Source organism: Amycolatopsis sp. NPDC054798 (assembly GCF_053611505.1).
This window is the reverse complement of sequence record NZ_JBSHAM010000022.1, coordinates 84,013-109,665: the sequence shown is the minus strand read 5'-3', so window position 1 is coordinate 109,665 and position 25,653 is coordinate 84,013. Positions and strand designations below refer to the sequence as shown.

Genomic DNA, 25,653 nt, shown 5'->3' with positions numbered 1-25,653 from the left:
CGTGGCCCTTTTGTTTTAATCTGAGACCCTCTGGGGGCCCTTCACGGACGCAGGGATGCGATCAGACGATGAGCAGCCGAGCGGTCCGCCGCGGCGTGAATTCCTGGCATTGTGCTTCAGACCGGGTCCGGCTCCCCCATCTCCGCGACCGGCCCGTCCAGCTCCTCGTGCCGCGAGGCGAGCGTCCCCGCCAGGTGCACCAGCTTCACGTTCAGCTGCTGCGAAGTCCGGCGCAGCAGGTCGAACGCCTCCTCCGCGTCCAGTCCCCGGCGCGCCATGATGATGCCCTTCGCCTGGCCGATCACGTCCCGGCTGTCCAGCGCGCGCCGCAGCTGCGCCTGGTTCAGCTCGCTGCGGGTCACCGCGTCCGTTTCGGCCACCGCGAGGCTCGCGTGGCTGGCCAGGAGGAGCACGACCTCGCGGTCGGCGTCGCTCAGCCCGCCGGGAACGCGGGAGTAGAGGTTGAGCGCACCGGAGAAGCGGGGCACGGCGTCGTCGACCAGTGCCGTGGCCAGCACCGCGCGCCAGCCCAGCTCGGCCGCCGCCGGGGACCATTGCGGCCACTGGCCGTCGCTGCGCAGGTCGGGGCATTCGAGGAATTCGGGGCGGTCCGGCAGCGCGGCGTCGTGGCACGGGCCTTCGCCCAGCTTGTACTGCAGCACGTCCAGCCCGGCGGCCTTCGGATCGGTGTAGGCGGCGGTGTGGAAGTTCCCGTCCGGGCCGCGCAGCGTGATCGACACCAGTTCGGCGGCGGGCACCAGCGACGCGGTCGCGTCCACGATCAGCTGCAGGACCTCGCCGACGGTCTGCGCGGCCAGGAGCATCTCGGTGAGCGACCGGAACCGCCCGCCGGACAGCCTCCGCGACTCGTCCTCGAACGCCATCGCGGCGGACGCGGAATCGGCGACCGGCACGCCCTCCTCTTCGAGCACCTGGCGGGCCACCCCGCCTTCCCGGCAGGCGAACACCGCTTCGCTCGGCTTGGCCGTCTCGCGCAGCGCGGCGAGGTCCTCGCTCGAGAACGAGGTCAGCTCGCTCACCTCGAAAACCACCATCCGCGGTTCCGCGGACAGCACCTCGCCCACTTCGGAGCGCAACTCGCCCGGGTCTCCGCTCAGCCGCACCACAGCCGAATAGTCGACCGACGCTCCGCTTCCTCTTTCCACGATTCCCTCCCCGCCAGCACGGCCACCCGGCAGGCGCGCCTGCCAAAATACCCGGGTCGCGGACCGGACGCGCACCCCTCCGCCGGTGCGCGCGGCCGGACGACCGGAGCCGTGACTCCCAGTGCCGGCCACGTCGCGTTTCACGGACTTCCGGGCACGGATCCGGCCCCTCCGGAAAACCGGAGGGGCCGGACCGGGCCGGTACGGCTAACCGACCTCAGCGGCGAGGTCGCGCGCGGCGGCGCCCGCTCCGACGGCGTCGGCGAGGCGTTCGACCACCCGCAGCTCCTTGTCGAGGCCGAGAACCCGCAGCGGCCGCAGCACCGCGCGCTGGCTGGCCACCAGAACGAACGGGACTCCCGCCGCCCCGGCCGCCCGCGCGGCGCGCATCAGCACTTCGAGCCCGCTGACCGAGCAGAACGTCACACTGGTGACGTCGACGATCAATGCGCGCGGCCTCAGGGCGGTTTCGTCGGACAACGCGTCGCGAAGCCGGGTGGTGGAGCGAAGATCCAGTTCCGCGGACACCGTGACGACAGTTTCGCCGGCGGTGGCGGTGATCAGGGTGCCCGCCGGTTTCCCCGGCAGGTAAGCAAGCGTTTCGTGCATCGAGCCCTCCTCGCAGATGCGAGACCGGGCCGATGTGCACGGCCCGGCCCTGGACCCGGGACAACGGGCCACATCGGGACAGGCGACGGCACGTGGGCTGAACCGCTCCTGCTCCGACCGTACCGCAGCGCACTGCCCGCGACCACCCGGTGCGTGGATCCAGCCGAAGACACTGTGGACGATCCGGGCGGTTCCGGACGCCGCTTTCGCCGCCAGCTTCGGAGCGGCGTCACCCTGGAATCGTCCCTTGCCAGCGATTCCGCATGGTCCACAATGGACTTCACTATAACCGCCGCACCGGCGCGGCTGCCGGTTTCCTTGCCGCGAGCGTTTCAGCCGGACCGGCCCGGGTACCCGAACAACATGGCGACCACCCATGCGACCGCGAGCCCGGACTTGTCCGAACTGCCCCCGGCCGACGTCCGCCCCCAGCGGGCGTCGGCCCGCGACACCGGGCGCGTCGTCGCGCGGGTGGTCGCCCCCACGGTCGGGATCGGAGTGATCAAACGCCGCCCCGGCGCGATGGCCGCGGCGCAGAAACTGCGGCTCGACCGCTCGGCGATCCGGCTGCTGCGCGATCTGCGCGCCCGCTACGGCCCCGGCCCGCTCGATCTGCCGGTGCCCGGCCGGTCGTTCCGCCTCGTGCTCGACGCGGAGCACGTCGGCGCGCTGCTGGCCGGCACCCCCTCGCCGTTCAGCCCGGACACCACGGAAAAAGCCGCGGCCCTGCGCCACTTCCAGCCGCACGGCGTGCTGATCTCCAGCGGCGCCACTCGCGCCCGGAGGCGGAAACTCAACGAAACCGTCCTCGAACCCGGCCGCGCCGCACACGACCTCGCCGGGTACTGGGCGGAAACGATCCGCACCGAAGCGCACGAAATGCTTTCCGGTTTCCCCGACCTGGACGCGACGCAGTTCACCGAACATTTCTGGACCATCATCCGCAAGATCGTGCTCGGCGGCGACACCACCGCCGACCGGCGCGTGACCGCTCTTCTCGACCAGCTGCGGCTCGACGCGAACTGGGCGTTCGCGCATCCGCGCCGGGACGAGCAGCGCCGCCAGTTCCAGGCCCTGCTCGACCGTCAGCTCGGCCTGGACCGCCCGGGCAGCCTCGGCGCGGCGATGGCGAACCAGCCGGCCGACCCGGAAGCCGACCCGACCGGACAGGTTCCGCACTGGCTGTTCGCTTTCGACGCCGCCGCGATCGCCACCCTCCGCACCCTTGCTTTGCTGGCAACGCATCCCGACGAACTGGCCGAGGCTCGCCGGGAAGTCGCCGAAGCAGATCTCTCGCAGCCCCAAGAACTTCCGTATCTGCGTGCCTGCGTCCTGGAGTCCATCCGGCTCTGGCCCACCACGCCCGCGCTGCTGCGGCAAAGCGACGAAGACACCGTTTGGGGCCCGGCGGGAACGACTTTTCTGATCTACACGCCGTTCTTCCACCGCGACCCGGAAACCTTGCCGTACGCCGATTCCTTCGTCCCGGACATTTGGACGGACGGCCGGGCCCAAGCCAATCCGGCGCTCGTGCCGTTCAGCGCCGGGCCCGGCGTGTGCCCGGGCCGCGACGTCGTCCTCTTCACCGCCTCGACGTTGCTCGCCAATTTGCTGCGCCTAACGGGCTTCGCGCCGCGAGGCACCGCCGCCGACCTGCAGCCGGGGCGGCTCCCCGCGACGCTCAACCACTTCGGTATCCGATTCGCGCTGTCCTGAGGCTTACTTCAGCCGTTCGAGCAGCGCGTCACAGAACGCGGGCAAGTCGTCCGGATTGCGCGACGTGATCACGCCGTCGTCCGTCACGACTTCACGGTCCACCCATTCCGCACCGGCATTGCGCAGGTCGGTCTGCAACGACGGCCACGACGTCACGGTCCGGCCGCGAGCCAGCCCGGATTCGGCCAGCAGCCACGGGCCGTGGCACACCGCCGCGACCGGCTTGCCCGCGGCGGCCGTTTCCCGGACCAGCGCCACCATCGGCTCGCTGGTGCGGATCTTGTCCGGCGAATACCCGCCGGGCACCACGACCGCGTCGAAGTCCGCCGCAGCCACGTCGTCCACGGCTTGCTCGGTGGTGATTTCGGTGCCGTGCAAGGCGGTGAGCTTCTTGCCCCGCGCCAAACCGACCACCACCGGCTCGTGCCCGGCCAAGCGCAACCGCTCGCACGGCACCAGGAATTCGTCGTCCTCGGTCATCTCGTCCACAAGCACTGCCACGCGGGCCATGCTGGTCTCCTCTCTGAACGGGGTTCGCTCCCGCCCGGTTACCCGCCGTCCGGCCGGGCCATGCCGGCCTGTGCGGTGTCCCACGACGCCCGCGGTTCCGCGATGCCCATTCCCGCGCGTCATCGCGGAACCGCGGGAAAGCCGCGTCAGCTGGGCCGGTCGACGTCGCCGCGCCACGACCCCGTTTCGCGTCCGCGCTGTTCGATGAACTGCTTGAACCGCAGCATGTCCCCCTTCACGCGCCGGTCCAGGATGCCGAGCTTGTCGGCGGCGTTCTCGGCGAAGCCCTCCGGGTCGATCTCCATCTGCGCGGTGACCCGTGTCTTGGTGTCGGCCAGCCGGTGGAAGGTGATCACCCCGGCGTGGTCCGGCCCGGAATCCGAGCGCCACGCGACCCGCTCGTCCGGGTGCTGTTCGGTGATGGTCGCGTCGAATTCCCGGCCGACGCCGCCGAAGCGGGTGACCCAGTGCGTGTGCGTCGCGTCGAGCTGGCGGATCTCCTCGACGCCCTCCATGAACTCGGGGAACGATTCGAACTGCGTCCACTGGTTGTACGCGGTGGACACCGGGACGTCCACGTCCACGATTTCGGTGATCGTGCTGCTCATGCAGTCCTCCTCGCGATCGGGTACCGGGCCCGGGTGCCCGGGACGCGGCGGGGCGAAACCGGCGCGATTGCCCGGCCGCGCTCCGGGTACCCGTTCAGCGGAAAGGAGGCGCCCATGCGAGTCGTGATCGTCGGCGGCGGGTTCGCCGGATACCACGCGGCGCACAAGCTGCTGCGGACTCTCGGCGACCGCGCCGAGATCGTCGTGCTGAACCCCACCGACTATTTCCTGTACCTGCCGCTGCTGCCGGAGGTGGGCAGCGGGATCGTCGACCCCCGGCACGTCGCGGTGTCCATTCCGGACACTTTGCGCGGCGTGCGGCTGGTGCTGGGCACCGCGGAGTCGGTCGACTTCGCTTCCCGTACCGTGAAGTTCACCGATCCGGAGGACCGCGAGGGGAAACTGCACTACGACCGGCTGATCCTCGCCGCGGGGAGTGTCAACAAGCTGCTGCCGATCCCCGGTGTCGCCGAATGCGCGCACGGTTTCCGCGGCCTGCCCGAAGCCCTGTATCTCCGCGACCACGTCACCCGGCAGATCGAACTGGCCGCCGCGACCGACGACCAGGCCGAGCGCGACGCCCGGTGCACGTTCGTGGTCGTCGGCGCGGGCTACACCGGAACCGAGGTCGCCGCGCAAGGCCCGCAGTTCACCGCCGCCCTCGCGCGCCGCCACCCGGAACTCGACGGGCAGCCGATCCGCTGGCTGCTGCTGGACATCGCCGACCGCGTGCTGCCCGAATTGGACCCCCGGCTCGGCGCCACCGCCGACCGGGTGCTGCGCGAGCGCGGCGTCGAGGTCCGAATGAAGACCTCGGTGGACCAGGCGGACGTCGAAGGCGTCACACTGACCACCGGCGACGAGGTGCCGACGCACACCCTCGTGTGGTGCGTGGGCGTCCGTCCCGATCCGCTGGTCTCCAGCCTGGGCCTGGAAACCGTGAAGGGCAGGCTGGTCGTCACTCCGGAACTGAACGTGCCGGGCCGCGACGACGTGTTCGCCTGCGGCGACGCGGCGGCGGTTCCGGATCTGACGCGTCCCGGCGAAACCACCCCGATGACCGCGCAACACGCGCAGCGGCAAGGAAAACTGGCCGGGCACAACGTCGCCGCGTCGCTCGGCGTCGGCCACCGACGCCGGTACCGGCACCACGACCTCGGCTTCGCCGTCGACCTCGGCTCGGGCCAGGGAGCGGCCAATCCGCTGCACATCCCGCTGGCCGGCCTTCCCGCCCGGCTGGTGACCCGCGGCTACCACCTGCTCTCCCTGCCGGGAAACCGCCTGCGCACAGCCGCCGACTGGGCGCTGGAAGCGCTCGACCGGCGGCAGACCGTGCAACTGGGCCTCGTCCGTTCCGGCGCGGTGCCGCTGGACACGGCCTCGCCCGAGCTGCCCCGGACCCGGTGACGCCGCCCCGAACGACGGGAGGAAGAAATGGACACCCACGAACTGCGCACGCTGCTGACCGACGGACCGTTCGTCTCGGTGCACTTCGACGAATCGCACGACACCGAGGACGCGGCGAAGCAATTGCGGTTGCGGCTCAAGGAAATCGAAGCCGCGCTCGAAGACCAGGGCGCCGACCGGCCGACCGTCGAGGCGGTCCTCCGCGCCGCGGAGGAAAGTTCCCCGCCGGTCGGCCGGGCCGGGCGCACCATCGTGGCCGCACACGGCTCCGTGCTGCTCGACCGGCGGCTCGCGGCTCCGCCGCCGGCGCAGGAGGCGCGCTACTCCGACCTGCCGTACTTCCTGCCGACGGTGAGCCATCTCGACGAAATCCCCGCGCATCTGGTGGTGCTCGTCGACCGGACCGGCGCCGACATCGAGGTGCACCGGCCGGACGGGAGCGTGGAAACCGAGACCGTGCGAGGGCAGGACCATCCGGTGCACAAGGTGCGCGGCGGCGGTCCGGCGCACCGCGACATCCAGTCGCACGCCGAACAGACCGCTCACCGCAACCTCACGGAAGTCGCCGAGCACGTCGCGAAGGCCGCCGAACGCGTCGGGCCGCGAGCGATCGTCCTGGCCGGCGAAGTCCAGGCCCGCACCGAATTGCACGAGCGGCTGCCGGAACCGGCCCGCTCGCTCAGCGCGGAGGTCGACGCGGGCGGCCGCGCGTCCGGTGCGGATCGGTCCGAACTGGACCGGGCGATCCATGAACTGCTTACCGGGCAACGGCTCCGCGAACTGGACGACCTGGCCGAACGCTTCCGCGCCGAAGCGAACCGGGAATCGGCGCTGGCGGTCAGCGGATTGTCCGCCGTCACCGCCGCGCTCGCGGAGGCGAACGTGGCGACGCTGCTGGTCGGCGACTCCGGCGAGGCCAGCGTGTACGCCGGGGCGGAACCGGCTCAGGTAGGCGTGGCCAAGCCCCGGCTGGACGCGCTCGGGGTACCCGATCCGGCCCGCCGGCGCGCGGACGAGGCTCTGCCTTACGCGGCCGTGGCGGTCGGCGCGGACGTCGTGGTGATGGACGAGCGGCTCGACTTGACGGACGGATTCGGGGCGTTGCTGCGCCATCCGTGACGGCGCGGCCGCGAACACGGCCGGGCCCGGGTGTCGAGGCACCCGGGCCCGGCTTTCTCTTGTGCCCAGCGGGAAATCAGCGCAACGCGGGCAGCAGCTCCCGCTGCGCGAACTTCGCGAACTCCGGCTGGTGCTCCGCGCCGCCGATCTGCACCAGCGCCAGGTCGGTGAACCCGGCCTGCGCGAACTGCTTCGCCGCCTCCACGATCGGCCCCGCGTCCGGACCGCACGGGATCCCCGCCGCCACGTCGTCCTCGCGCACGTACTGGGTCGCCGCGTCGAACGCCCGCGTGCCCGGCAGCTCGGCGTTCACCGGCCAGCCCGAGCCGAACCAGCGGAACTGCTCGTGCGCCCGCCGGATCGCCGCTCCCCGGTCCAGGTCCCAGCAGACCGGCAGCTGGCCGATCTTGCGCGTCGGCGGCCCGGGCCGGGCGTGGTCCCAATCCGTGCACAGGTCCGCATCCGGCTCGACCGCCACCATCGCGTCGGCCACCGGCGCGAACCGCTGCACCGACTTCGGGCCGGACACCGCGATCGCGATCGGCACCCGCGTCGGCGACAAGTCCCAGAGTTTCGCCCCGTCGGCCCGGTAATGCTGTCCCGTGTAGGTGAACGTGCCGCCGTCGAACAGCCCGCCGATGATCTGCACGGCCTCGGCGAGCCGGTCGTGCCGCACCGACACCGACGGCCAGCCCATGCCGACGACGTGCTCGTTCAGGTTCTCCCCCGAGCCGAGCCCGAGGGTGAACCGGCCGTCGGACAGCAGCTGCACGGTCGCCGCTTTCTGCGCGACCACCACCGGGTGGTACCGCATCGTCGGGCAGGTGACGAGCGTCATGAGTTCGATCTGCTCGGTCGCCTGGGCCACCGCGCCGAGCACGCTCCACGCGTAGGGCGCGTGCCCCTGTTCGGCCAGCCACGGCGAATAGTGGTCGCTGCAGGCCGCGAAGTCGAATCCGGCCTGCTCCGCGGCGGTCGCGCAGGCGACCAGCTCGCGCGGCCCGGTCTGTTCAGTCATCAAGGTGTAGCCGATGCGCATGTTCTCCCCGTTCGACGGGCTCTGCTTCACGGGGCGCCAGCGCTTGCCGGACAGGCGCGACCGCCCCGGAACCTCTTTCCGCCGCCCGGATACCCGGTCTCGGCCGGGTTCACCCGCGCCGTCTGTCCGAAAGAGACGCGCGGGTCAGGAAGCGGCCAGCGCCGCCTCGACCGTCGGGTACAGCGGCAGGCTCTGTTCCAGCCCGGTGAGCTGGATGGGCCGCAGGGTCGCCCGGCCGGAGGCGACGATCCGCAGGACGGCTCCGGCCGCCCGGTCCTGGGTCATGGTCACCAGCGCGGTCAGCCCGGCCGAGGCCAGGAACTCCACCGCGGCGAGGTCGACCACCAGCACCGGCGGGGCGGCAGCCAGCGCCTCGTCGACCGCGGCGGTCAGCAGCGGCGCGGTGACCATGTCGACCTCGCCGCGGACCGTCAGCACCGCGGCCGGGGGCCGGTCGTCCCGCTCGACGCGGAACGCGGGCGCAGGATCGCCGCGGGGGTCGGTCGGCTCGTCCATCGTCATGGTCCCGTCGTCGTTCGCCCCTGCCCTGCCGGCAGGCCAGCCACTACCCCATGATGCCCGTCCCGCCACGGCGGCGCAGGCGCGCGGGGATCGGTCCGCTTCGTCCGGTTCCGCGGCCGCATTCCCGGCCGCGCGCTTCCTTACGCCATTTGCCTTACCCGTTGCCTTCGAAGCGATCAATTCAGTGACAAATTCACCGTCGGGCTCGGAAATACGCGTGGTTCCGGATTTCCCTGCCGTTCCGATGTTTCACTCGTCCGAGTGAGGGTATCCAGGCAGTGAGCACGACCAACGCCCTCATTCCCCACCGAGAGAAGAAAGACGAGGTTCTCCCCGTGATTGTTCTCGGCGTCATTTTGCTGGTGATCGGGTTCATCACCTCGATCCAGATTTTGTGGACCATCGGGATCGCCTTGGTGGTGATCGGAGCGATACTCGCGGTACTCGGCGGGACCGGGCGCCGGATCGGCGGCCGCGCGCATTGGTACTGATCCCGCGAAAGCGATAAGGCGGGTCAGGGCTCCGGGCTTCGGAGCCCTGACCCGCTTCGTTCAGCCGAGCGCCGCCATCTCCCGCGCGGCCTGCACCGTCGTCAGCCCTCGCTCGCGGGCGCGCGCCAGGACCGCCTTTGTCGTGTCGGCGATCGCGTCGATCTTCGCGTTCGCCGCCGCTTCGTCCATTCCGAGTTCCTCGCGGCCGACTGCGTGAATGATTCCTCCGGCACTCGCGACGACATCCGGAATCCACGTGATTCCCCGGTCCCGCAACACCATCGCGGCTTCGTCGGCCACGAGCTGGTTGTTCGCCGGCCCCACGATCAGCGACGCGCCGCAAACCGCCGCCGACTTCGCCGTCAGCAACCCGCCCGTCGCGGCGGGCACGAGCACGTCCAGCCGTTCCCGCACCAGGTCCGCCGTCGTCCAGGCAGCGCCGAGACGCTCCGCGACCGGCCGGAGCCCGCTGTCGACGTCCGTCACGACGACCTCCGCGCCGCGTTCGAGCAGCGACTGGCAGACAAGCCGCCCGACGCTCCCGAACCCGATCACGCCCACGCGCTTCCCGGCGACCGAGCCCGGCTCGACACCGGCCTGAAGCGCCGCCAAGACTCCTCGCGCGGTCGCCGCGCTCGACGTTCCGCTTCCGCCTTGCGCCTCCGGACGGCAGAACGCCCAGCCGTGCGCGAGACGGTGAATCTCCGCCATGTCCTCGGACGTCGACCCGATGTCCGGCCCCGCGCGGTAGCGCCCGCCCAGCGCGGCTATCGCCTCGGCGATGTCGTGGATCAGGTCGCGCCTCCGCACCGAGGCCATCCCCTCAGCGGGCAGCGCAGCCACAGTTTTGCCGCCGCCGTAAGGAAGTCCGGCCAGCGCACACTTCATCGTCATGGCCGCCGACAAGCGCAGTGCGTCGTCCGCCCCGTCCCGCCACGAGCGATACGGCTTGATCCGGCACCCGCCGATCGCGGGCCCCCGCGCCGTCGAATGGATCGACACGGAGATCGCGACTCCGGACCGTGCGCCGCGGACGACCCGCAAGGCCTCGCCAGTGAAACTCTCTGTTCGGTTCACGAACGCCACCCTGCCTCTTCCGCCGCCCTGCACGGTGTCGTGACGGTGATATGTTCGGCAAATGCCGGAACTTCCGAACCTGGATCGGATCGACAGCCGCATCGTCCACGAACTCCAGCAGGACGCCCGCATCCCGATGCGCGACCTGGCCGACCGCGTGGGCGTCGCCGCCTCCACCTGCTCCGACCGGATCGGCAGGCTGCAGGCCCGCGGGGTGCTGACCGGTTTCCACGCCGAGGTCGACCTGCCCGCGCTCGGCAGGTCGGTGCAGGCCATGGTGTTCGCCCAGATCCGCCCGCTCAGCCAGCCGATCATCGACCGGTTCCGCCGCGACGCGCTGGCCATGCCGGAGGTGATGGCCGTCTTCGTCCTGGCCGGCGGCGACGATTTCCTGCTGCACGTCGCGGTCCCGGACGTCTCGCGGCTGCACACGTTCCTCGTCGAGGATCTCAGCAGCCGCAAGGAAGTCGTGCAGTTCCGCAGTTCGATCGTGTTCGACCACAGCCGGAAGCGGGCGATCGAAAACCTCGCTGAGGAACAGTGACGTCCGGCTCGCGCACAGTCAGGAGCATTGGAATTCGACCGCGACGGGGCGGTCCGGGCAATGCGGGCATACGAAGAGGTACACGTCCCCGCAGTCGCCCAGCATCAGATCCAGCCGGCCGGACGTGCTCCGGTCAGCAGGGAGGACCCTCTCCTTCACCGTTTCCGGCGCCACCGCCACCTTCGCGCCGTCGTAAAGGCTGTAATAGGCCTCAGCGGTGTCGAACTCTTCGTCGAGCCCGATCTCCCGGCTCGTGGTCACCCCGGTGACCAGTGCGAAGCGCACCTGCTTCACGAAGGTCGCGACCGCCTGTTCCTCAAGCGGCATCCAGGTCTCCCACCCCGCGCTGCTGCTCTCGCAAGAGGAGACGGTGAGCAGGTGGTCCATGCGATGCCCGCGCTCGCAGTCCGGCCAGTACGGGGACTGCACCCAGCCGATCCAGCCGCCGACCTTCGAACCCGGCGCGACCGACAGATGCTCGAAGTACGTCCAGTCCTTGTCTTTTTCCCACTCCTCGATCCGGGCCCGCACCCCGGCGGAGGGCAGATCGTCCCAATGCGGGAATTCCGTCACCCGCTCCGGCGAGATCCGGCACGGCGACGGCAGGCTTTCCTCGTCGCTGAGCTCGAGATCCGGCTTCGCCGCCGCGCTGACCTCGGTCACGCTCGCCGAGTCCCGCCACCGCACCAGCGGCCTCGGACCGTAGTGCGGCTCGTGGTCGGTTGGGCACCACAGCACCTGGCACACGTCAGTCCCGTCCGGAAACGGCAGCTCCGGGATGTCCCGTGCGTAGAACTGCGCGACCGGCACCATCGGCAGCGAGGCGGCCGGGTCGTCGGCGAACTCCGTGCGGCGCAGCTCGCGAACGGCCGTTTCCAGTCTGGCGAATTCGTCGTGGAGATCGCGCGACCCAGGATGCTCGTACATCTCCGCCCGGACTTCCCCAGCCGCTCCTGCAGCCGCTCGCCCTCGGCGCTGGTCAGCGGCCGCGGGTCGGGATGGTCGATCGAGCACACCGGCCACGCCTCGTCCGCGGGCCACAGCAGCGGACCGCCCAGCGACGAATCCCGCACTGTCACGGTGTCCTGCCACGGATGCAGCCGCACCGTCGTCCGCTCCAGCCCGGCGAGTTCCGGAAACACCTTCGCGACGTCCACCGGTTTGCGCGGCGTCGTAAACCCCGTCACCCTGACCTCCCCTGTCAGTCCCGCGCCGAGCCTAGCGGCCATTGGGCTGACTGGGCCGCAGAGACCTTCGTCTCCGAAACGCTGGGGCGCTGAGGGGGGGTTTCCCGCCGCGTGCGTCCGAACAGCCTAATCGCGGCCTCCCGCCGTAACACCGGGTCCTCGACGCCCGACTCCGGTCGCGGCGGCAACGTTCCGGGCGGAAAGGCCAAGCAATGCCACAGATACGGCACAGCGCACAAGTTCTGATCTCAGCGGCGCTCGTTGCCGCACTAGCCGGATGTTCTGGGACGGCACCGACGACCGCAGCCCCTCCGCCCGCGACGAGTCCGGCCGCCGGATCGACCGCAGCTCCTCCGACGACCACGAAACCGGCCGCGCCTGGCGTCTTGTCGGGGATCGTCGTCGCGAGTTGCGGCGAAGCCACCACTTCGGGCGCGACGCTGACAGTCGCCGGTTATCAACCGGACAGCGGACAGACGACCGCAAGCTCGGCCTTTCACCTGGACGTGCCGGGAACGCCAGGCCCGTCGCCGCGAACTTCCTGTTCGAGCCTCACGCTCCGCCCCGACCTTTTCGCGGAAAACGGCACCGCCCAGCGGAACGGGTTCGACCACGACTTCACCCGGCTCCTGGCGACGCAGCAGGACGCGGCGAAGAACACCAGTCTGGGCTGGCTGGACGCGCACGGCGCCTACACCCAGCTTTCCCCCGCCGCGTCCGCGGACGATCTCGTCACCACATCGGACGAGTTCCCGAACTACCACGCCGCCAGCAACCGCGTCTACTTCTGGCACACGACCAAGAACACCTCGACGCTGACGTCGGTCGACCCGGACGGGAAGAACTCCCGCGACGAGTCCGCGCTCGCGAAGAAGTTCGACCAGGAAGGACTGACCGCCGAGTCGCTGGGCGGCCCCGGCAAAGCGAAAGCCAACCTGGCCGCCAGCACCGCGCCCGTGCTGACCGTGCACCGCACCGTCAACCGGGCCGGGACGCTGGGCGCCCTCGTCACCCCGCGCCCCGGACTCGTCCTGGTGGCCCCCGAACATCTCAGCGACTACAACAACTCCACCGACGGCGGGCTCTTGATCACCGGAGACGCGGCCAGCCAGATCAGGGCCGACACGTTCGTCACCGACACTGTCCTGATCGGACACGCCGGCAAGCAGCTCTACCGCCTCGACGTGACCGCCGGGACGGTGAAGCCGACCCTGCTGTTCGAGAACGACAAACTCGAGATCGGCGACGCGACTCCAGCACCGGACGGCACCACGATCGCCTTCCTCGGCCGGACCGAAACCGGCTCAGCCCTGTACACGGTTCCGCTTACCGGCGGCACGCCGAAGAAGCTCGCCTCGTTCGGTTACCAGGCAGCCATCCTCGACTATCGGCCGTGACCGACCGGCTCGCGGTCAGCCCAGGTCCGCCTCCGGGCGGATTTCGATCGCCGTCCCGGGCTGGTGCAGTTCCAGCACCACCAGTTCGTTCTTGCCCTTCCGCCACAACGACTTAGGTGCGTACAGCGTCTTCTGCGGTCCGATCTTCCAATACCGGCCGAGGTTGAAGCCGTTCAGCCACACGACGCCCTTCTCCCAGCCGGGCAGGGCCACGAAACCGTCCGCCGGGGCGTCGACCATCGCGATGGCGCGGTGGAAAACCGGGCCGGCTCCGGGTTTCGCGGAGGAGAACCGCAGCCGGGAAAGGTCGTCCAGCGGCAGCGGCCGGATCTCCCAGCCGAACAGTTTCTGCTGGGTGTTCATCGCGACCCAGCCGTCGATGCCCTTGCGGTCCGCGAGGTACGGCCCGTAGTTCACCCGGCCCATGGTGTCGACCAGGATGTCCAGCCGCGTCCGCGGTTTCTCCAGTTTCAGGTCCAGTGTCGCGTCCGGACGGTTGCGGTCCAGCACGCCCAGCTGCACCCCGTCGGCGAACACCAGCGCCCGGTCCGCCAGGCCGTGGATGTTCAGCGGGCCGGAATGCGGGCCTTGCACGGTGGTGCGGTAGTGGATCAGGCCGGTCGACTGGCCCAGCCGTTCCATGGACACCGGTTGCGCCGAGCGAACCACAGTGGACAGTGCGGGCAGCGAGTCCAAAAGAGACACCGAGCCGGAGGGAGTCGCTGTTTGCGCCGGCAGCCGCGGCGAGCGCGCGGGCGGAGGAACGACAGGTTGCTTGGTGTACTTGGCAAGGACGGCTTGCAGCGCGGTGAACTTCGCACCCGTGTCGCCTGCCTCGCCGACCGGGGAATCGTAGTCGTAGCTGGTCACGGTGGGCTGGTATTGCAGGCCGGAGGTGTTGGCGCCAGCAGTGAAGCCGTAGTTGGTGCCGCCGCAGGCCATGTACAGGTTCACGGACGCGCCCGTGGCCAGCAGCTGGTCGATGTGCGCGGCGGTTTGCCGGGGATCGGTGGTGTGGTGCGCTTCGCCCCAGTGGTCGAACCAGCCGTCCCAGTATTCCGCCATCATCACCGGGGCTCCGGGACGGAACGCTTTCAGCGCGGCGACGCTCGGAGCCGGATCGCCGTCGCCGGTTCCGACCTCCAAGGTGCCCGGCAGCTCGCCGAAGCGCATGAAGAACTCGGACGCGCCGTCGGCGACGAAAAGAAGGCTCGTTATGCCGCGCGACCGGAGGCTGTCCCGCAGGTGCGCGAGATAGCTCGTATCGTTGCCGTAGCTGCCGTACTCGTTTTCGATCTGCACGGCCACAACCGGCCCGCCGTGCTGCGCCTCCAGCGGGGCGAGCTGCGGGATCAGCTGGTCGTACCACGCGTCGACAGCCCGGAGATAAGCCGGGTCGGCGCACCGCAGTTCCATGTTCCGATCCGCGAGCAGCCAGGCGGGCAGGCCGCCGAATTCCCATTCCGCGCAGATGTACGGGCTCGGGCGGACGATGACCTGGAAGCCGAGTTCCCCGGCGAGCCGGATGAACGCCGCGAGATCGCGGGGACCGCGGAAATCGGCCCGGCCCGGCGTCGGCTGGTGGAAATTCCAGGCCACATACGTTTCGACGGTGTTGAGGCCGAGCGCTTTGAGCCGCGACAGCCGGTCGCGCCACTGGTCCGGGCGCAACCGGAAGTAGTGGATCGCGCCGGACACGATCTGGAACGGCTTGCCGTCCAGCAAAAACTGGTCTCCGGACACGCTCAGCCCGCGCCGTCCGGCCGCGCCCGCCGGTCCGGCGAACACCGTGCTCGCGGCGACCGCGGCCGCGCCGCCGAGAAAGCTCCTCCTGCTCACGTCCATCCCTCCCCCGCTCAGCCGACCGTCGCCGCGCGGGCCTGGACGAGGAACGTGTCGAGCACGCCGTCGCCGACGAGCGCCTGCCGCACGCCCCACCGGTTGCTGTTGCCCGTTTTCACCGCCTCCGCCCGCCTTACCAGATCATCCGCGGCTGCGGTAAGACGCTGAGCCGTGACGTCGTCACCGCGGGCCGCCGCGGCGAGCGCGTCCAGCCGGGTCACCATCGCGTCGCCCCACAGCGCTGTCGCGTCGAGCCACGGGCCTGCTTCGCTCACGAACGCGCTCTGCACCTGTCCGCCCCGGATCACCTGGGGAGCGTTGCGGATCTGTTCCGCGTACGAACGCAGTTTGCCCAGCGCACGGTGGTCGCCGGCGTTCCAGCGCTGCCAGAATTCGGCGGTCTTCGCGGCGAGCACAGGCGCCTGCGGCTGCCACGGCGTGGGACCGAAGACCGGTGCCAGGTGTTCGAGGTCCGCGAACACCTTCAACGCCGCCGTCGCGCGCTGATCGCCGCCCGCGAGCCGGGCCAGCGCCTGCGGCCACGACCGCTCCGGCGAGTAGCCCGCGTCGTTCCAGGAGAAATCGGCGACCCCGAACTCGGCGACCTCGCTGGCCGCTTCCTGGTTCATCGGATTCGAGACGATCCCGTTGAGATATTTCGACAGCCCCGCTTCACGATGCGCGTACGGCGCGAGCAGCAGCCGTCCGGCGGACTGCTCGTAGTCGTTGACCGGGTAGTTGTCCCAGAGGAACACTTTCCGCCCGTACACAGTGGACACCTGCTGGGCTTCGTCGTTCGTCACGCTCGGCGGCACCACCGCGGTGCCGGTCCATTGCACGACCACGGACGGATCGAGGTTCTCCCGCAGCTGCGTCTTGTACGGCGAATCCTTGAGGTCGCTGTACTCCGTCGGCACGGTCTGCAAAGGACGGACGCCGTCGTGGTTCTTCACGAAATTCTTGGTGATCTCGTTGAGAAGCGAAACCTGGGCCTTGCCCGCGGCGGCCTGGCCGGGAGCACCGAACGCCGTCTGGTCGCCAGCGCAATTCCACTTGGTGTAGGAGATGTCGTCGAACGGCAGCGAGAACGACCGCACACCCAGGTCGTACACAGCCTGGAATTTCGCCTTCACCGCCGCGACGTCTTGCGGCGAGGAGAAGCAGATCGAGACGCCGGGCGACAAAGCGTAGGTGAAGTCGACGTGGTTCGCGTTCGCCGTCCGCACCAGCTCGCGGAGTGTGTCCAGTTCCTGTTGAGGATACGGATCCCGCCACTGCGCACGCAGATACGCGTCGTCTTTCGCGCTGTAGATGTAGGTGTTCGCCTTGGTCTCGCCAAGGAACTTGATCTGCCGCACGCGGTCGTCGTTCGTCCACGGTGGACCGTAGAAGCCTTCGATCGACCCGCGCAGCGCCATGTTCGGCCAGTCCCGCACCGCGACGCCGCTCACCGCCCAGCCGTGTCCACTTCGGACGAACAACTGCCGCAGTGTCTGTACGCCGTAGTATTGCCCAGCGCCGTCCCGGCCGTTGATCGTCACCCCTTCGCGCCGCACGGCGAGCGAATAGCCCTCCGCTTGCGTCGGCGCGTCCCCGCCGTTGCCGAGCCGGATGACGAACCCGCGCTGCGAACCCGCGCTGATCTTCTTGACCCCGTGTTGTTTCAACAGGGAAATCAGCAGGTCCTTGGCCGGGCCGTCCGTGCTGCCGTCCGTGACGAGCCCGACCGAGGACGGCAATGGCACGTCGGCGGTGTCGCGGCTGATTTGCTGCGGCGTCGGGGAAACGACCGGTACCGAACCTGGCTTGGCGGCAGCCGGCTGGACGATCGTGAGAGCACTCGTGGCGACGACAGCGGCGAGCCAAGCTCTGCGGCGTAGAGTCATGACTTCCTCTCAGGCGGCGGGAACAGTGCGGTACAACGCGAAGGTAGCCAGGTACGGCGTCGCCCGCGACTGCGTGACGACCACACGCAGGTGGCGGGCGGTGACCGGCGACGAGAGGGTTGCGAGACGGTTGGCTCCGACAGTGGTGACGGTCGCGATCGTGCGCCAGGCACCGTCCACTTCAGCCTGTACGGTCGCGCCCTCGACGTGCTGGCCGCGGGTGATGTCCTCTCCCAGCCGGATCTGGTCGAAGGTGACCGCCTTCGGCAGCACGACATCCATCGTCCCGGCGAGCGCACCGCGCAGCGGCGACCACGACGTCGTGAGCGAGGAATCCGTGACCGCGCTCAACCCTCGCGCGCCGACGGCGAGATTCTGAGCTTGTGTCCGCGCGATAGCTTGCCCGAAGGACGCCAACGCGGCGCTGTCCGCCGGAGCGATCCGGCCGTCCGGACCTGGCGGAACGTTCAGCAGCAGCGAGGCGTTGCGCCCCACCGACGCACGGTAGAGGTCGACGAGCTGCGCGGGCGTCTTCGGCTGTTCGTCCGGGTGGTAGAACCAGCCCGGCCGGATTGATACGTCAGCTTCGGCCGGTGCCCATTCCAGGTACCGCACCGACGGATCGGCGAGCACTTGCCGCGAGCCGAGGTCGGCGCCCTCCGCACCGCCGACGAACAACTCCTCGTTGTGCGCGGTGTTCGGGTCGCCCGTGGTCGGTAGCGCGCTCCACTCGGTCTGACGGGCCTGGCCCTTCTCGTTGCCGACCCAGCGGACCCCCGCGGGCCCGGCGAACGTGACCGTGTCCGGCGACAGCGCGTGGATCATCCGGAACCACGTCGTGAAATCGTAGGTTTCGCTGATTCCGTTGCCGCGCCAGGGATTCGCGCCGTCCAGCCACAGCTCGTCGATGGGGCCGTACTGCGTGAACAACTCGTATATCTGATTCAGGTAGTAAGTATTGTAATCGTCCTCGGTGACGGTGAACTTCGGCAGCTTCCCGGCCGCGAGCGCCGCGGCGCGGTCGTCGTTCGGGACCAGCGACGGGATCGTGCGCACCTTCGCCGCGCTGCCAGTGCCGTACCGTCCCTGACCGGCAGGTGTGTTCGTACGGTCGTCGTAGGTCGCCTGCTCCTCGATGCTCAACGGCTGTCCCGCCGCGACCTTCGCCTCGACCCGCTTCACCTGGTCCGCGAAGAACTGCGCAGGCAACTCGGCACCGTCCGCCGGCGACAGGTAGACGCCGACTTTCAGCCCGGCTTTCCGCGCTGAATCAACGTAATCGCGTAAGATATCACCGCGCGGATTGACGCAACCAGCGGCGCGGACCTGCCAGTACGCAGAGGGATCCTGCGCCCGGCCGTTCTGCGCAGCCGCGCGAGCCTTCGGCACCGTCTCGTCAGTGCACCCAGGCGTGACCCACCACGGGCTCGCGACGACAGAGTGGTTCGTGTACCGCGTCGGATAGAGGACAAACCCGTCGTGATGCTTCGCGGTCAGCATCACCTGCGTCACGCCGGCCGCCTTCATCGAGCGCATCCACTGCTCGGTGTCGACTACCGCGGGCGCGAACGTCGACTCCTTTTCTGCGCCGGAACCCCATTCCCGGTCGGTGAAAGTGTTCATGCCGAAATGCGTGAACGCGGTGACCGGCCGCTGCTGCCAGGCGACCTGCCCGGCGCGCGGCACCGTCGCGGCGGCTTTGGCGAGGATCCGGTCCATGCCGTCGCACGACTGCACAGTCTGGATCGCGGCCGGGCGGATCGGCCCGTGACAGCCAGCTGTTTCCGCAGTACTGATGGCAGTGGGCACCATGCCTCCTGCCGTCAATACCGCGGCAAGCGCCAGGCTCGCGGGAATCGACACGGTGGTCCTCCTGCCGGATCCGTGACCGAACGGTGACGGCGGGGAGCGTAAGACGGGCATCCATCGGATGTCTAGACCTAATCGGCGGAGACGGTCCTGCTTTCACCCAGGCGCCGAGGCTTGGATCAGCGCTGTTCCAAGCCTCGCGCTCGCCTCTCTGCCGATTCAGCGGCGGAGGCCCAGTGATCTGATGGATCGCCGTGTAGTACCACGGTCATCTAGGTAAGGGGTAACCCATGACAACCACCTCGGATGAGATACCAGTTCCGGCGGCACTGACCAGCACCGTCCAGCGCTGGCAGGAACAGGGCTCGCCAGCCCAACCGCCTGTCCGCTGGTCCCTCGCCGCCTGGCGCAAGCACTTCCCGAACCAGCACGCGTTCCTCGACGCCCTGCCCGAGCGCATCGACCGGACCGAAGCCACCCGCCACGCGGCGCACGCGGCGACCCCGGAGGGTGCCGAACAGGCTTTCCTGACCGCGATGATCTGGGGCTACGGCCGGGTCGGCTACGGCCCTTGGCGCACGGCCCGCGTGCTCACCGAGAACCCGCACGCCGTCGACCGGCTGGCCGAGGTCGCGCTCGTCGCGCGGGAACACGGCGGGTTGGCGGCCTTCCGCGACCTGGCGGACAAACCGCTGCGTTACCTCGGGGTGGCTTTCGGCACGAAGTACCTGCGCTTCGTCACGGCCGCGCAATCCGCGGACAGCGCCCCGATCCTGGACGCCGTGGTGCGCCGCTGGCTGTCGACACACACCGGCCTGCGCCTGATGATCGACGAGTGGCGGCCCGCCGTCTACGAAAAGTACGTGGCGCTGCTGGGATCGTGGTCCGCGCAACTCGGCCTGACCGCGGATACCGTGGAGGAACTGATCTTCCGATCCGCGGTCAGCCGAGAGGGTTCAGGCCAGTGGAGCGAGCCATGGGCGAGTTCGCCCGAGCCGCCGGATTCGGCCGAGGCGCAGGCACAGGCCGCCCTCCTCGACCTGGAGCGGTTGTTCGACACCGCCGATCCCGGTCCGGCGCGGGAGGCGCGGCCGCATCTGGACGAGCTGGAACGCATCATCCGGCAGGGCTGGACCAGTTGAGGAGAACACCAGGCGGGCAGCTCGAACTTCTGCCTCGCCTGGTGTCTCAACGTCCTCGTTTCGCCGTGCCAGATCAGCCGTTCAGAAAGCGCTCCAACTCCCCCGCCACGAACTGCGGATTCTCCTCGACCAGCCAATGCCCCGCGTGCGGCACATCCGCAGCCTGGACAATGTCGGTCAGCCGCGGCGCCACCGTCCCCCGGATAGCGTCAAGCTGGCCTTGGGCGGCCAGAAGCAGCGTCGGCACCTTCACCGGTGCCGCCGCCACGGTGTCGCGGACATCCTTGTCCAGCGCCCGGTAAAGCTCGAACCCGCCGGACAGCACCGTGGGACGGCTGTAGGTCCGGGTGTACTCGTTGACCTCGGCTTCGGTGAACGGGGACCGCTCCGAGGTGCCGCCGAATGCTGTCCCGCCGAAAGAGACCTGCGGGTAGAACAGCGCGAGATATTCCCGGACGTCATCGCCGACAACTGCTTCAGGAACACGGCGCTGAGAGTGGAAAGCGATGTGCCAGCTCAAGGTCCGGTAAGTCGCCGCGTTGATCGCGGGCCCGGGCAGCGGCAGATCGAAATAGCCGAGACGGGCGGTGTCGCCGGGGAATTGGCTCGCGTACTGGAACGCGACCGCCGCACCGAAATCGTGCCCGATGACTGCGGCGTTCTTGATCTTGAGCCGTTCGGCGACCAGGGTGTGCACGTAGCGTGCCAGGGTGGCTTTGTCGTATCCGCTCGGTGATCCGGTGCTGTCGCCCAGTCCGGGAAGGTCGATCGCGTAGACGGTGTGGTGCTTCGCGAGAGCAGGCATGACCGGCCACCAGCCGTACCAGGTCTGGGGCCAGCCGTGGATCAGCACGACCGGGGTTCCGCTGCCACCGGCGACGTAGTGCATCCGAACGCCGTCGACGTCGGCGAACTCGTGTCGGAAGGTGTTCTGGAACGCCGGATCGTTCTGGGTGGCGGCGGCATAGGAAGGAACCTCAGCGGAGGTCGGCGTGGAACAGGCCGCGGTGCCGATCGCGAGCACGACGGAGAGAGCAAGCGCCGCGATCGAGCGAAACAGCGGCCGGGATGCGGTGATCATGCGGCCCAGTTTCGCCAGCCCGGCCCGGCGATGGCACGGAAACTTGCCGTTCCGGCAAGGTCGCGTCCGATGCCCGTTCGATCAATTCCTTTCAGTCGAACAGGCAAGGAGCGATTCAGCGCGTTTCGGCCCGGGTAGCGATCTTGCAGAGACGATCGTCAGCCCGCACGATCGCCGGAACCGGAGGGATTGTTCCATGAACATGCGGAAATTCGCGGCCACCGCGGCGGTGTGCGTCGCCACCACCGGCGCTTCGCTGCTGCTCAGCGGCACCGCGTTCGCCAGCCACCTCGAGTACAAGGGACCGTACGAAACCCCGGACGACTGCGTCCACGCCCTGCGCGCGCTTCCGCCGGACCCCACAGTGGACGGTGCCGAGTGCATTCCCATGAACGGCAAGCATTACATCGAAATCTCGCATACGAACTGAGTTTTCCTTGGTGTCCCCGGCTTTTGAGCCGGGGACACCCGTTCGGTCATAAGTCCGTGAACCCGGGCACCGCGCTCGATCCTCTCCGCGCCCCAGCCCGCGCCGCGCTCCCCCGCGACCGCGGAGCCGATCCAGTCCGGCGCGGGAATGCCGCAAAGCCGCGAGTTTGAACGTCAGGATTTCCAGCGCCACAAGGACTTCCTGCAGATCCGCGACGTCGCTAGCGGTGAACTCCCGCACCGCCGCCCGGACCGTCCACTATGGCTAGTGCACGCTCAGCGCGGATTCGTCTTCCGCCACGCGGCGTAATCCTTCACCGCCGCCCGAACATCGAACTCCGGCGCGAAGCCCGTTTCCTCCTGGAGCCGGGAAATATCCAGGTACGGCCCCGTTTCCCCTCCAGGCTGCAACTGGTCCGGAACACCTGGCACCACTTCCGCCAGCGCCTCCGCGAACTCCCGGTTGGTCACCGGCCGTCCGCTCGACACGTTGTACGTGTGATATCTCAACGAAGGCGCCGTGGTCAGCAAAGCGATCGCGCGGCCGGCGTCCGGTGCGTAGCAGCAGTCGAAGCCCTCATCGGCGACCAGCGGGCGCGGGGTGGCGCCGCACAGGCCGGCGTTGAGATACGACGGGATCGGGAAGAACGGCGATTCCGGGTCCACCAGCGGTCCCCAGACCGTCCCGATCCGCAGCACCACCGGCTCCACGCCGCTCCCCTGCAGACTGTGCGTCGTCAGCGGTTCGACGGCTTTCTTGAACGCCACGATCAGATGCGGCAGGTCCGCGGTCGGCAGTGGCAGATCCTCGTGCCAGCACGGCTCGTCGCGTCCGATGTACACGCCCAGGCTGCTCGCCACGGCGAACCGCCGCACCTGCCATGCCCGGGCGGCGTCGAGGGCGTTGGTCAGCCCGGCCAGGTCCGTCCGGAAGAACGCGACCGGGTCGTCGCCCGGGATGCTGCCCGCCAGGTGGACGATCGCGCTGATGTCGTACCGGTCGCCGAGGGCGAGGAACGCGTCCCGGTCGGTCACGTCGAGCGTTTCCACGGCGACCCGGCCGGCCAGGAACGACGGGACGTCCGTCCGCCGGTGCCCGGTGACCAGCACGTCTTGCCCGAGATCGGCCAGCGCCCGGGCCGTGTGCGCGCCGATCATGCCGAGTCCGCCAGTCACGAGGATCACCGCGGCACCCCGCACTGGGCGGTCGAGAACTTTGTCATGCCGCGACGCTACGACCCGGCCGTCCTCCGGTTCTTGAACAAAACGCGCATCAGAAGTGCGTGCCGCCGTCGATGCGGACCTCGGTGCCGGTGATGAACGCGGCGTCCTCGCTGGCGAGCATCGCGACCACCGAAGCGACCGTCTCCGGACCGGCGAAACCCTGGCCCAGAGCGGGAAGCAGCTTGCCGAGCAGGGTGAAATCGGCGTCCTCGGGGAAGCCGGGGCCGACGCTCTGCTTGCTCTCGCCGCTGCCGTCGGTCATGCCTGAGGAGATCGAACCGGGCTGCACGGCGGTGAACCGGATGCCGTCCTTCGCGTATTCGGACGCGAGCGCGTGCGTCATCGACTGGATGCCGCCCTTGCTCGCCGCGTACGCCGCCATGTACGGGTGCGCGAACATCGCTGACGTCGAGCTGAAGTTCACCACCGCCGGGCCGTTGCCTTCGCGCAGCGCCGGGATCGACTCGCGGATCACCAGGAACGTGCCGACCAGGTTGACGCGCAGCACCTGCTCGAACGCCTCGACCGGCATCTCGTGGGTGTGCGCCGACCGCAGGATGCCAGCGGCGTTGACGACCGCGTCCAGCCCGCCGAGCTGCTCGACCGCCGACGCGACCCCGGCCTTGACCGACGCCTCGTCAGCGACGTTCACGACCACAGTGCGCAGCCGGTCCGCCGCGTCGCCCGCCTTCTCGACAGTGTCCGCCAGGCCCGCTTCGCTGATGTCCGCGGCGACGACGCGGCCGCCCTCGGCCAGCATCCGCAGGACCGTCGCCTGTCCGATGCCCGAGCCTCCTCCGGTGACCAGCACGCGGCGTCCTTCGTAACGGTTCATGGTCCGCTCCCTTCTCCTGCCGTCAGTCTACGCCTAAGTGGCAGACTGTGCCACCTTGGCGAGTCGTGCACTATTGACAGTCTTCGAGTAGCGTTGTCGCGGTGAGCGGAAAGACCCCGACCCTGACCGAACGGCGCAAAGCGGCGACACAACTCGACATCGCCCGCGCCGCCGCGCGCCTGTTCACCGAACACGGCGCCCAGGGGACGACCGCCGAAGCGATCGCTGCCGCGGCGGGCGTCGCGCCGCGCACCTTCTACCGCTACTTCCGGACCAAAGAGGACGCGGTCGCACCGCTGCTGGTCGTCGGAGCCGATTCGTGGCGGGAGCATCTCGCGGCCACCACGGAAGGAACCCCGCTGCTGAAGGCGGTCGAGGACGCGATCCGCAAGACGATCTCCGCCGCCGACGCCACCCCGGAGTTCACCTGGACGCGCGGGCTGCTGCGGGCCGCGAGCGGGGACGACTCGGCTCTGGCGGCCGTGTGGCACCGGGTGAACGGCGAATCCGAGACCCGGCTCCGGCCCGTGCTGGCACGGCTGGCTCCGGAGACGGACGAGGTGACTGTGCACCTGGTCGCGGCCGCGGCGACGGACGCGATCCGGATTTCGCTCGAGATCTGGGCTGGAACCGACGAGAAGGCCGCGCCGGCGGAGTTGGCGGTGCGGTGTTTCCGCAGGTTGTCCGGCGGGCTCGACGTTTCGTGAGCGCTGATCCTTCAGCCGCCCCGCGGCGCAGGTGAGTCATAGGTTCAGCTCAGGCACCTGATCGACGAGTCCCACGGTCGGCTGCCCGCCGCCGATCGGCATCGCCGGGAATGGCCTCGCTTGGCCGCGGACGTGCAGACCCTGCCGCCGGCTGACCCGGGATGCTGCGCGGCAGCGGATCCTCGGTGACCTTGCACCAAGCCCGCAGGTTCGCCGGTTCGGTCCATCGCCGGAGGGCCTCGGCGACCTGCCGATGGACATAGCCCGCGTGGCTGCACGTCTCGTGCCAGGAACTCCGGCGTTGGTCCGCCGTCAGCGGCCGCCCGAACAACTCGTCCCGCAGCGCGAGCTGACGATCAACGTCGTGCTGGACAGCCGAAGAACCGTCGAGGCCGGCCGGGGTGCGGTCCGCGCAGAGCGGGCACGGGCATGTCCACAGCTGTCCGATCTCCGGTGTCTCGCCGAATATCTTCGCGCAGGTCTCGATCCGGTGATAGCTGAGCAGGCGGGGCACGAACACCGAAGGACCGCCGAGGCGGCCTCCGGAGCCCGGGTAAAGGTGCCGCAGCGAACTCCTCGTGCCCACTGCGGCTGCATACGCGCCATGGCACAAAAGGCCTACAGCAGAGATGTCGCAGCGCAGCACCAGCACCGGAACCGCGCAGTCGGCCAGGAAACGCAGAAATGCGCGCAGCACGCGTTGAACCCCGAACGGATCGGCCCGGTGCTCAAGAACGACAGCAACGGGAACGCCGTGCCGGTTGATTTCCCTCGCCAGTGCGGCGGCGATCGGCCCGCTGTCGAACCACCAGGCAGAGAGAGGCAGCAGCGCGACCGCCGACGTCTCCCTCGCCGCAGCCTTCAGGATCCCGCGAAGGCCCGGCCAGTCGCGCGCTGCGACATAGCCGGAATCAGTCAGCGGCAGCAACCCGAGATTCCGCTGCGTCTGACACCACGCAGGATGCGTCCCAGTTCCGGCAAGGACACGCCGCTTTCCGGCGTAGCGCTCGGCATCGCACAGAACCGGCCCGTCGAATCCTTCCTTGCGGAGCGCCTTCACCGCGTCCGCCGCCGACCTCCCCGTCAAGACGAGCCCGGTGTCATGCGCGGCGCAGACACCAAGCAGCGTCCTGGACTGCGCGGGCCGACACTGGATCAGGAGCTTCCCAGCGAGCCCTGCCAGCGTCGTGTCCATCCGTCCACGGTGACGCAAGCCGGCCCTCGCGGTCACTCGCCGTCGCCTGCCTGCCGACCTCAACCACCCCGGAGGCGCACACCGCCCTCACCCAGCGCAGACCCCTGCCGC

24 protein-coding genes are annotated in these 25,653 nt (G+C 69.4%); 9 read left to right on the top strand and 15 right to left on the bottom strand.

Annotated elements, in window-relative coordinates:
• Positions 1-116 precede the first annotated feature (116 nt).
• Both ACWGIC_RS16575 and ACWGIC_RS16570 read right to left on the bottom strand, forming a co-directional pair.
• Complete coding sequence (locus tag ACWGIC_RS16575; protein ID WP_452076792.1) at positions 117-1,166, bottom strand: GAF and ANTAR domain-containing protein; 1,050 nt, start codon at positions 1,164-1,166, stop codon at positions 117-119.
• 207 nt (positions 1,167-1,373) lie between these two features.
• The gene (locus ACWGIC_RS16570; RefSeq protein WP_452076791.1) at positions 1,374-1,775 is read right to left on the bottom strand and encodes an STAS domain-containing protein; all 402 of its coding nucleotides are present in this window, start codon (positions 1,773-1,775) and stop codon (positions 1,374-1,376) included.
• 153 nt (positions 1,776-1,928) lie between these two features.
• Here ACWGIC_RS16570 and ACWGIC_RS16565 point away from each other — a divergent pair, with 153 nt between their 5' ends.
• On the top strand, positions 1,929-3,491 hold the full coding sequence (locus tag ACWGIC_RS16565) for a cytochrome P450 (protein ID WP_452076790.1): 1,563 nt from the start codon (positions 1,929-1,931) through the stop codon (positions 3,489-3,491).
• A 3-nt stretch (positions 3,492-3,494) separates the two neighbouring features.
• Here the strand turns inward: ACWGIC_RS16565 and ACWGIC_RS16560 are convergent, their stop codons facing one another.
• Positions 3,495-4,001 (bottom strand): type 1 glutamine amidotransferase domain-containing protein, encoded by a 507-nt coding sequence (locus tag ACWGIC_RS16560; RefSeq protein WP_452076789.1) that lies wholly within the window; start codon positions 3,999-4,001, stop codon positions 3,495-3,497.
• Between the two features lie 146 nt (positions 4,002-4,147).
• Positions 4,148-4,609 carry an SRPBCC family protein gene (locus tag ACWGIC_RS16555; protein WP_452076788.1) on the bottom strand — a complete coding sequence of 154 codons (462 nt, stop codon included), beginning with the start codon at positions 4,607-4,609 and terminating at the stop codon, positions 4,148-4,150.
• Positions 4,610-4,723: 114 nt separating this feature from the next.
• Between ACWGIC_RS16555 and ACWGIC_RS16550 the strand changes: the two genes are divergently transcribed.
• Together ACWGIC_RS16550 and ACWGIC_RS16545 are read left to right on the top strand one after the other, a co-directional pair.
• Positions 4,724-6,016: an NAD(P)/FAD-dependent oxidoreductase gene (locus ACWGIC_RS16550; RefSeq protein WP_452076787.1), complete on the top strand. Its 1,293-nt coding sequence runs from the start codon at positions 4,724-4,726 to the stop codon at positions 6,014-6,016.
• Positions 6,017-6,043: 27 nt separating this feature from the next.
• The gene (locus ACWGIC_RS16545; protein ID WP_452076786.1) at positions 6,044-7,135 is read left to right on the top strand and encodes an Rv2629 family ribosome hibernation factor; all 1,092 of its coding nucleotides are present in this window, start codon (positions 6,044-6,046) and stop codon (positions 7,133-7,135) included.
• Between the two features lie 76 nt (positions 7,136-7,211).
• Here ACWGIC_RS16545 and ACWGIC_RS16540 read toward each other — a convergent pair whose 3' ends face one another.
• Positions 7,212-8,174 carry a TIGR03557 family F420-dependent LLM class oxidoreductase gene (locus ACWGIC_RS16540; protein ID WP_452076794.1) on the bottom strand — a complete coding sequence of 321 codons (963 nt, stop codon included), beginning with the start codon at positions 8,172-8,174 and terminating at the stop codon, positions 7,212-7,214.
• Positions 8,175-8,318: 144 nt separating this feature from the next.
• Positions 8,319-8,696 carry an STAS domain-containing protein gene (locus tag ACWGIC_RS16535; protein WP_452076785.1) on the bottom strand — a complete coding sequence of 126 codons (378 nt, stop codon included), beginning with the start codon at positions 8,694-8,696 and terminating at the stop codon, positions 8,319-8,321.
• A 278-nt stretch (positions 8,697-8,974) separates the two neighbouring features.
• Here ACWGIC_RS16535 and ACWGIC_RS16530 point away from each other — a divergent pair, with 278 nt between their 5' ends.
• Positions 8,975-9,187, top strand: a complete 213-nt coding sequence (locus ACWGIC_RS16530) for a hypothetical protein (protein ID WP_452076795.1) — start codon at positions 8,975-8,977, stop codon at positions 9,185-9,187.
• Positions 9,188-9,247: 60 nt separating this feature from the next.
• Here ACWGIC_RS16530 and ACWGIC_RS16525 read toward each other — a convergent pair whose 3' ends face one another.
• Entirely contained in the window at positions 9,248-10,264 is a 1,017-nt protein-coding gene (locus ACWGIC_RS16525) for a Glu/Leu/Phe/Val dehydrogenase dimerization domain-containing protein (RefSeq protein ID WP_452076784.1), read from the bottom strand.
• 61 nt (positions 10,265-10,325) lie between these two features.
• Between ACWGIC_RS16525 and ACWGIC_RS16520 the strand changes: the two genes are divergently transcribed.
• Entirely contained in the window at positions 10,326-10,808 is a 483-nt protein-coding gene (locus ACWGIC_RS16520; RefSeq protein WP_452076783.1) for an Lrp/AsnC family transcriptional regulator, read from the top strand.
• A gap of 18 nt (positions 10,809-10,826) precedes the next feature.
• On the opposite strand, the gene ACWGIC_RS16515 is transcribed toward ACWGIC_RS16520, so the two are convergent.
• Positions 10,827-11,735, bottom strand: coding sequence for a hypothetical protein (locus ACWGIC_RS16515; RefSeq protein ID WP_452076782.1), 909 nt, complete (start codon positions 11,733-11,735; stop codon positions 10,827-10,829).
• A 646-nt stretch (positions 11,736-12,381) separates the two neighbouring features.
• Here ACWGIC_RS16515 and ACWGIC_RS16510 point away from each other — a divergent pair.
• Positions 12,382-13,392, top strand: coding sequence for a hypothetical protein (locus ACWGIC_RS16510; protein WP_452076781.1), 1,011 nt, complete (start codon positions 12,382-12,384; stop codon positions 13,390-13,392).
• Between the two features lie 15 nt (positions 13,393-13,407).
• On the opposite strand, the gene ACWGIC_RS16505 is transcribed toward ACWGIC_RS16510, so the two are convergent.
• The 3 genes from ACWGIC_RS16505 to ACWGIC_RS16495 are packed head-to-tail and all read right to left on the bottom strand — an operon-like array spanning position 13,408 to position 18,983.
• On the bottom strand, positions 13,408-15,237 hold the full coding sequence (locus ACWGIC_RS16505; RefSeq protein ID WP_452076780.1) for a beta-galactosidase: 1,830 nt from the start codon (positions 15,235-15,237) through the stop codon (positions 13,408-13,410).
• Between the two features lie 11 nt (positions 15,238-15,248).
• Positions 15,249-17,120 (bottom strand): beta-N-acetylglucosaminidase domain-containing protein, encoded by a 1,872-nt coding sequence (locus ACWGIC_RS16500; RefSeq protein ID WP_452076779.1) that lies wholly within the window; start codon positions 17,118-17,120, stop codon positions 15,249-15,251.
• Between the two features lie 9 nt (positions 17,121-17,129).
• Entirely contained in the window at positions 17,130-18,983 is a 1,854-nt protein-coding gene (locus ACWGIC_RS16495) for an alpha-L-fucosidase (protein WP_452076778.1), read from the bottom strand.
• Between the two features lie 236 nt (positions 18,984-19,219).
• Between ACWGIC_RS16495 and ACWGIC_RS16490 the strand changes: the two genes are divergently transcribed.
• Entirely contained in the window at positions 19,220-20,071 is an 852-nt protein-coding gene (locus tag ACWGIC_RS16490) for an 8-oxoguanine DNA glycosylase OGG fold protein (RefSeq protein WP_452076777.1), read from the top strand.
• 73 nt (positions 20,072-20,144) lie between these two features.
• On the opposite strand, the gene ACWGIC_RS16485 is transcribed toward ACWGIC_RS16490, so the two are convergent.
• Positions 20,145-21,152, bottom strand: a complete 1,008-nt coding sequence (locus ACWGIC_RS16485) for an alpha/beta fold hydrolase (RefSeq protein ID WP_452076776.1) — start codon at positions 21,150-21,152, stop codon at positions 20,145-20,147.
• 196 nt (positions 21,153-21,348) lie between these two features.
• On the opposite strand from ACWGIC_RS16485, the gene ACWGIC_RS16480 reads away from it, so the two are divergent.
• Positions 21,349-21,582 (top strand): hypothetical protein, encoded by a 234-nt coding sequence (locus ACWGIC_RS16480; RefSeq protein ID WP_452076775.1) that lies wholly within the window; start codon positions 21,349-21,351, stop codon positions 21,580-21,582.
• A 275-nt stretch (positions 21,583-21,857) separates the two neighbouring features.
• Here the strand turns inward: ACWGIC_RS16480 and ACWGIC_RS16475 are convergent, their stop codons facing one another.
• Positions 21,858-22,766 carry an NAD-dependent epimerase/dehydratase family protein gene (locus ACWGIC_RS16475; protein WP_452076774.1) on the bottom strand — a complete coding sequence of 303 codons (909 nt, stop codon included), beginning with the start codon at positions 22,764-22,766 and terminating at the stop codon, positions 21,858-21,860.
• Between the two features lie 88 nt (positions 22,767-22,854).
• Entirely contained in the window at positions 22,855-23,640 is a 786-nt protein-coding gene (locus tag ACWGIC_RS16470) for an SDR family NAD(P)-dependent oxidoreductase (protein ID WP_452076773.1), read from the bottom strand.
• Between the two features lie 101 nt (positions 23,641-23,741).
• Between ACWGIC_RS16470 and ACWGIC_RS16465 the strand changes: the two genes are divergently transcribed.
• On the top strand, positions 23,742-24,347 hold the full coding sequence (locus tag ACWGIC_RS16465; protein ID WP_452076772.1) for a TetR/AcrR family transcriptional regulator: 606 nt from the start codon (positions 23,742-23,744) through the stop codon (positions 24,345-24,347).
• A gap of 49 nt (positions 24,348-24,396) precedes the next feature.
• On the opposite strand, the gene ACWGIC_RS16460 is transcribed toward ACWGIC_RS16465, so the two are convergent.
• Positions 24,397-25,542, bottom strand: a complete 1,146-nt coding sequence (locus ACWGIC_RS16460; RefSeq protein WP_452076771.1) for a hypothetical protein — start codon at positions 25,540-25,542, stop codon at positions 24,397-24,399.
• Positions 25,543-25,653: the final 111 nt, after the last annotated feature.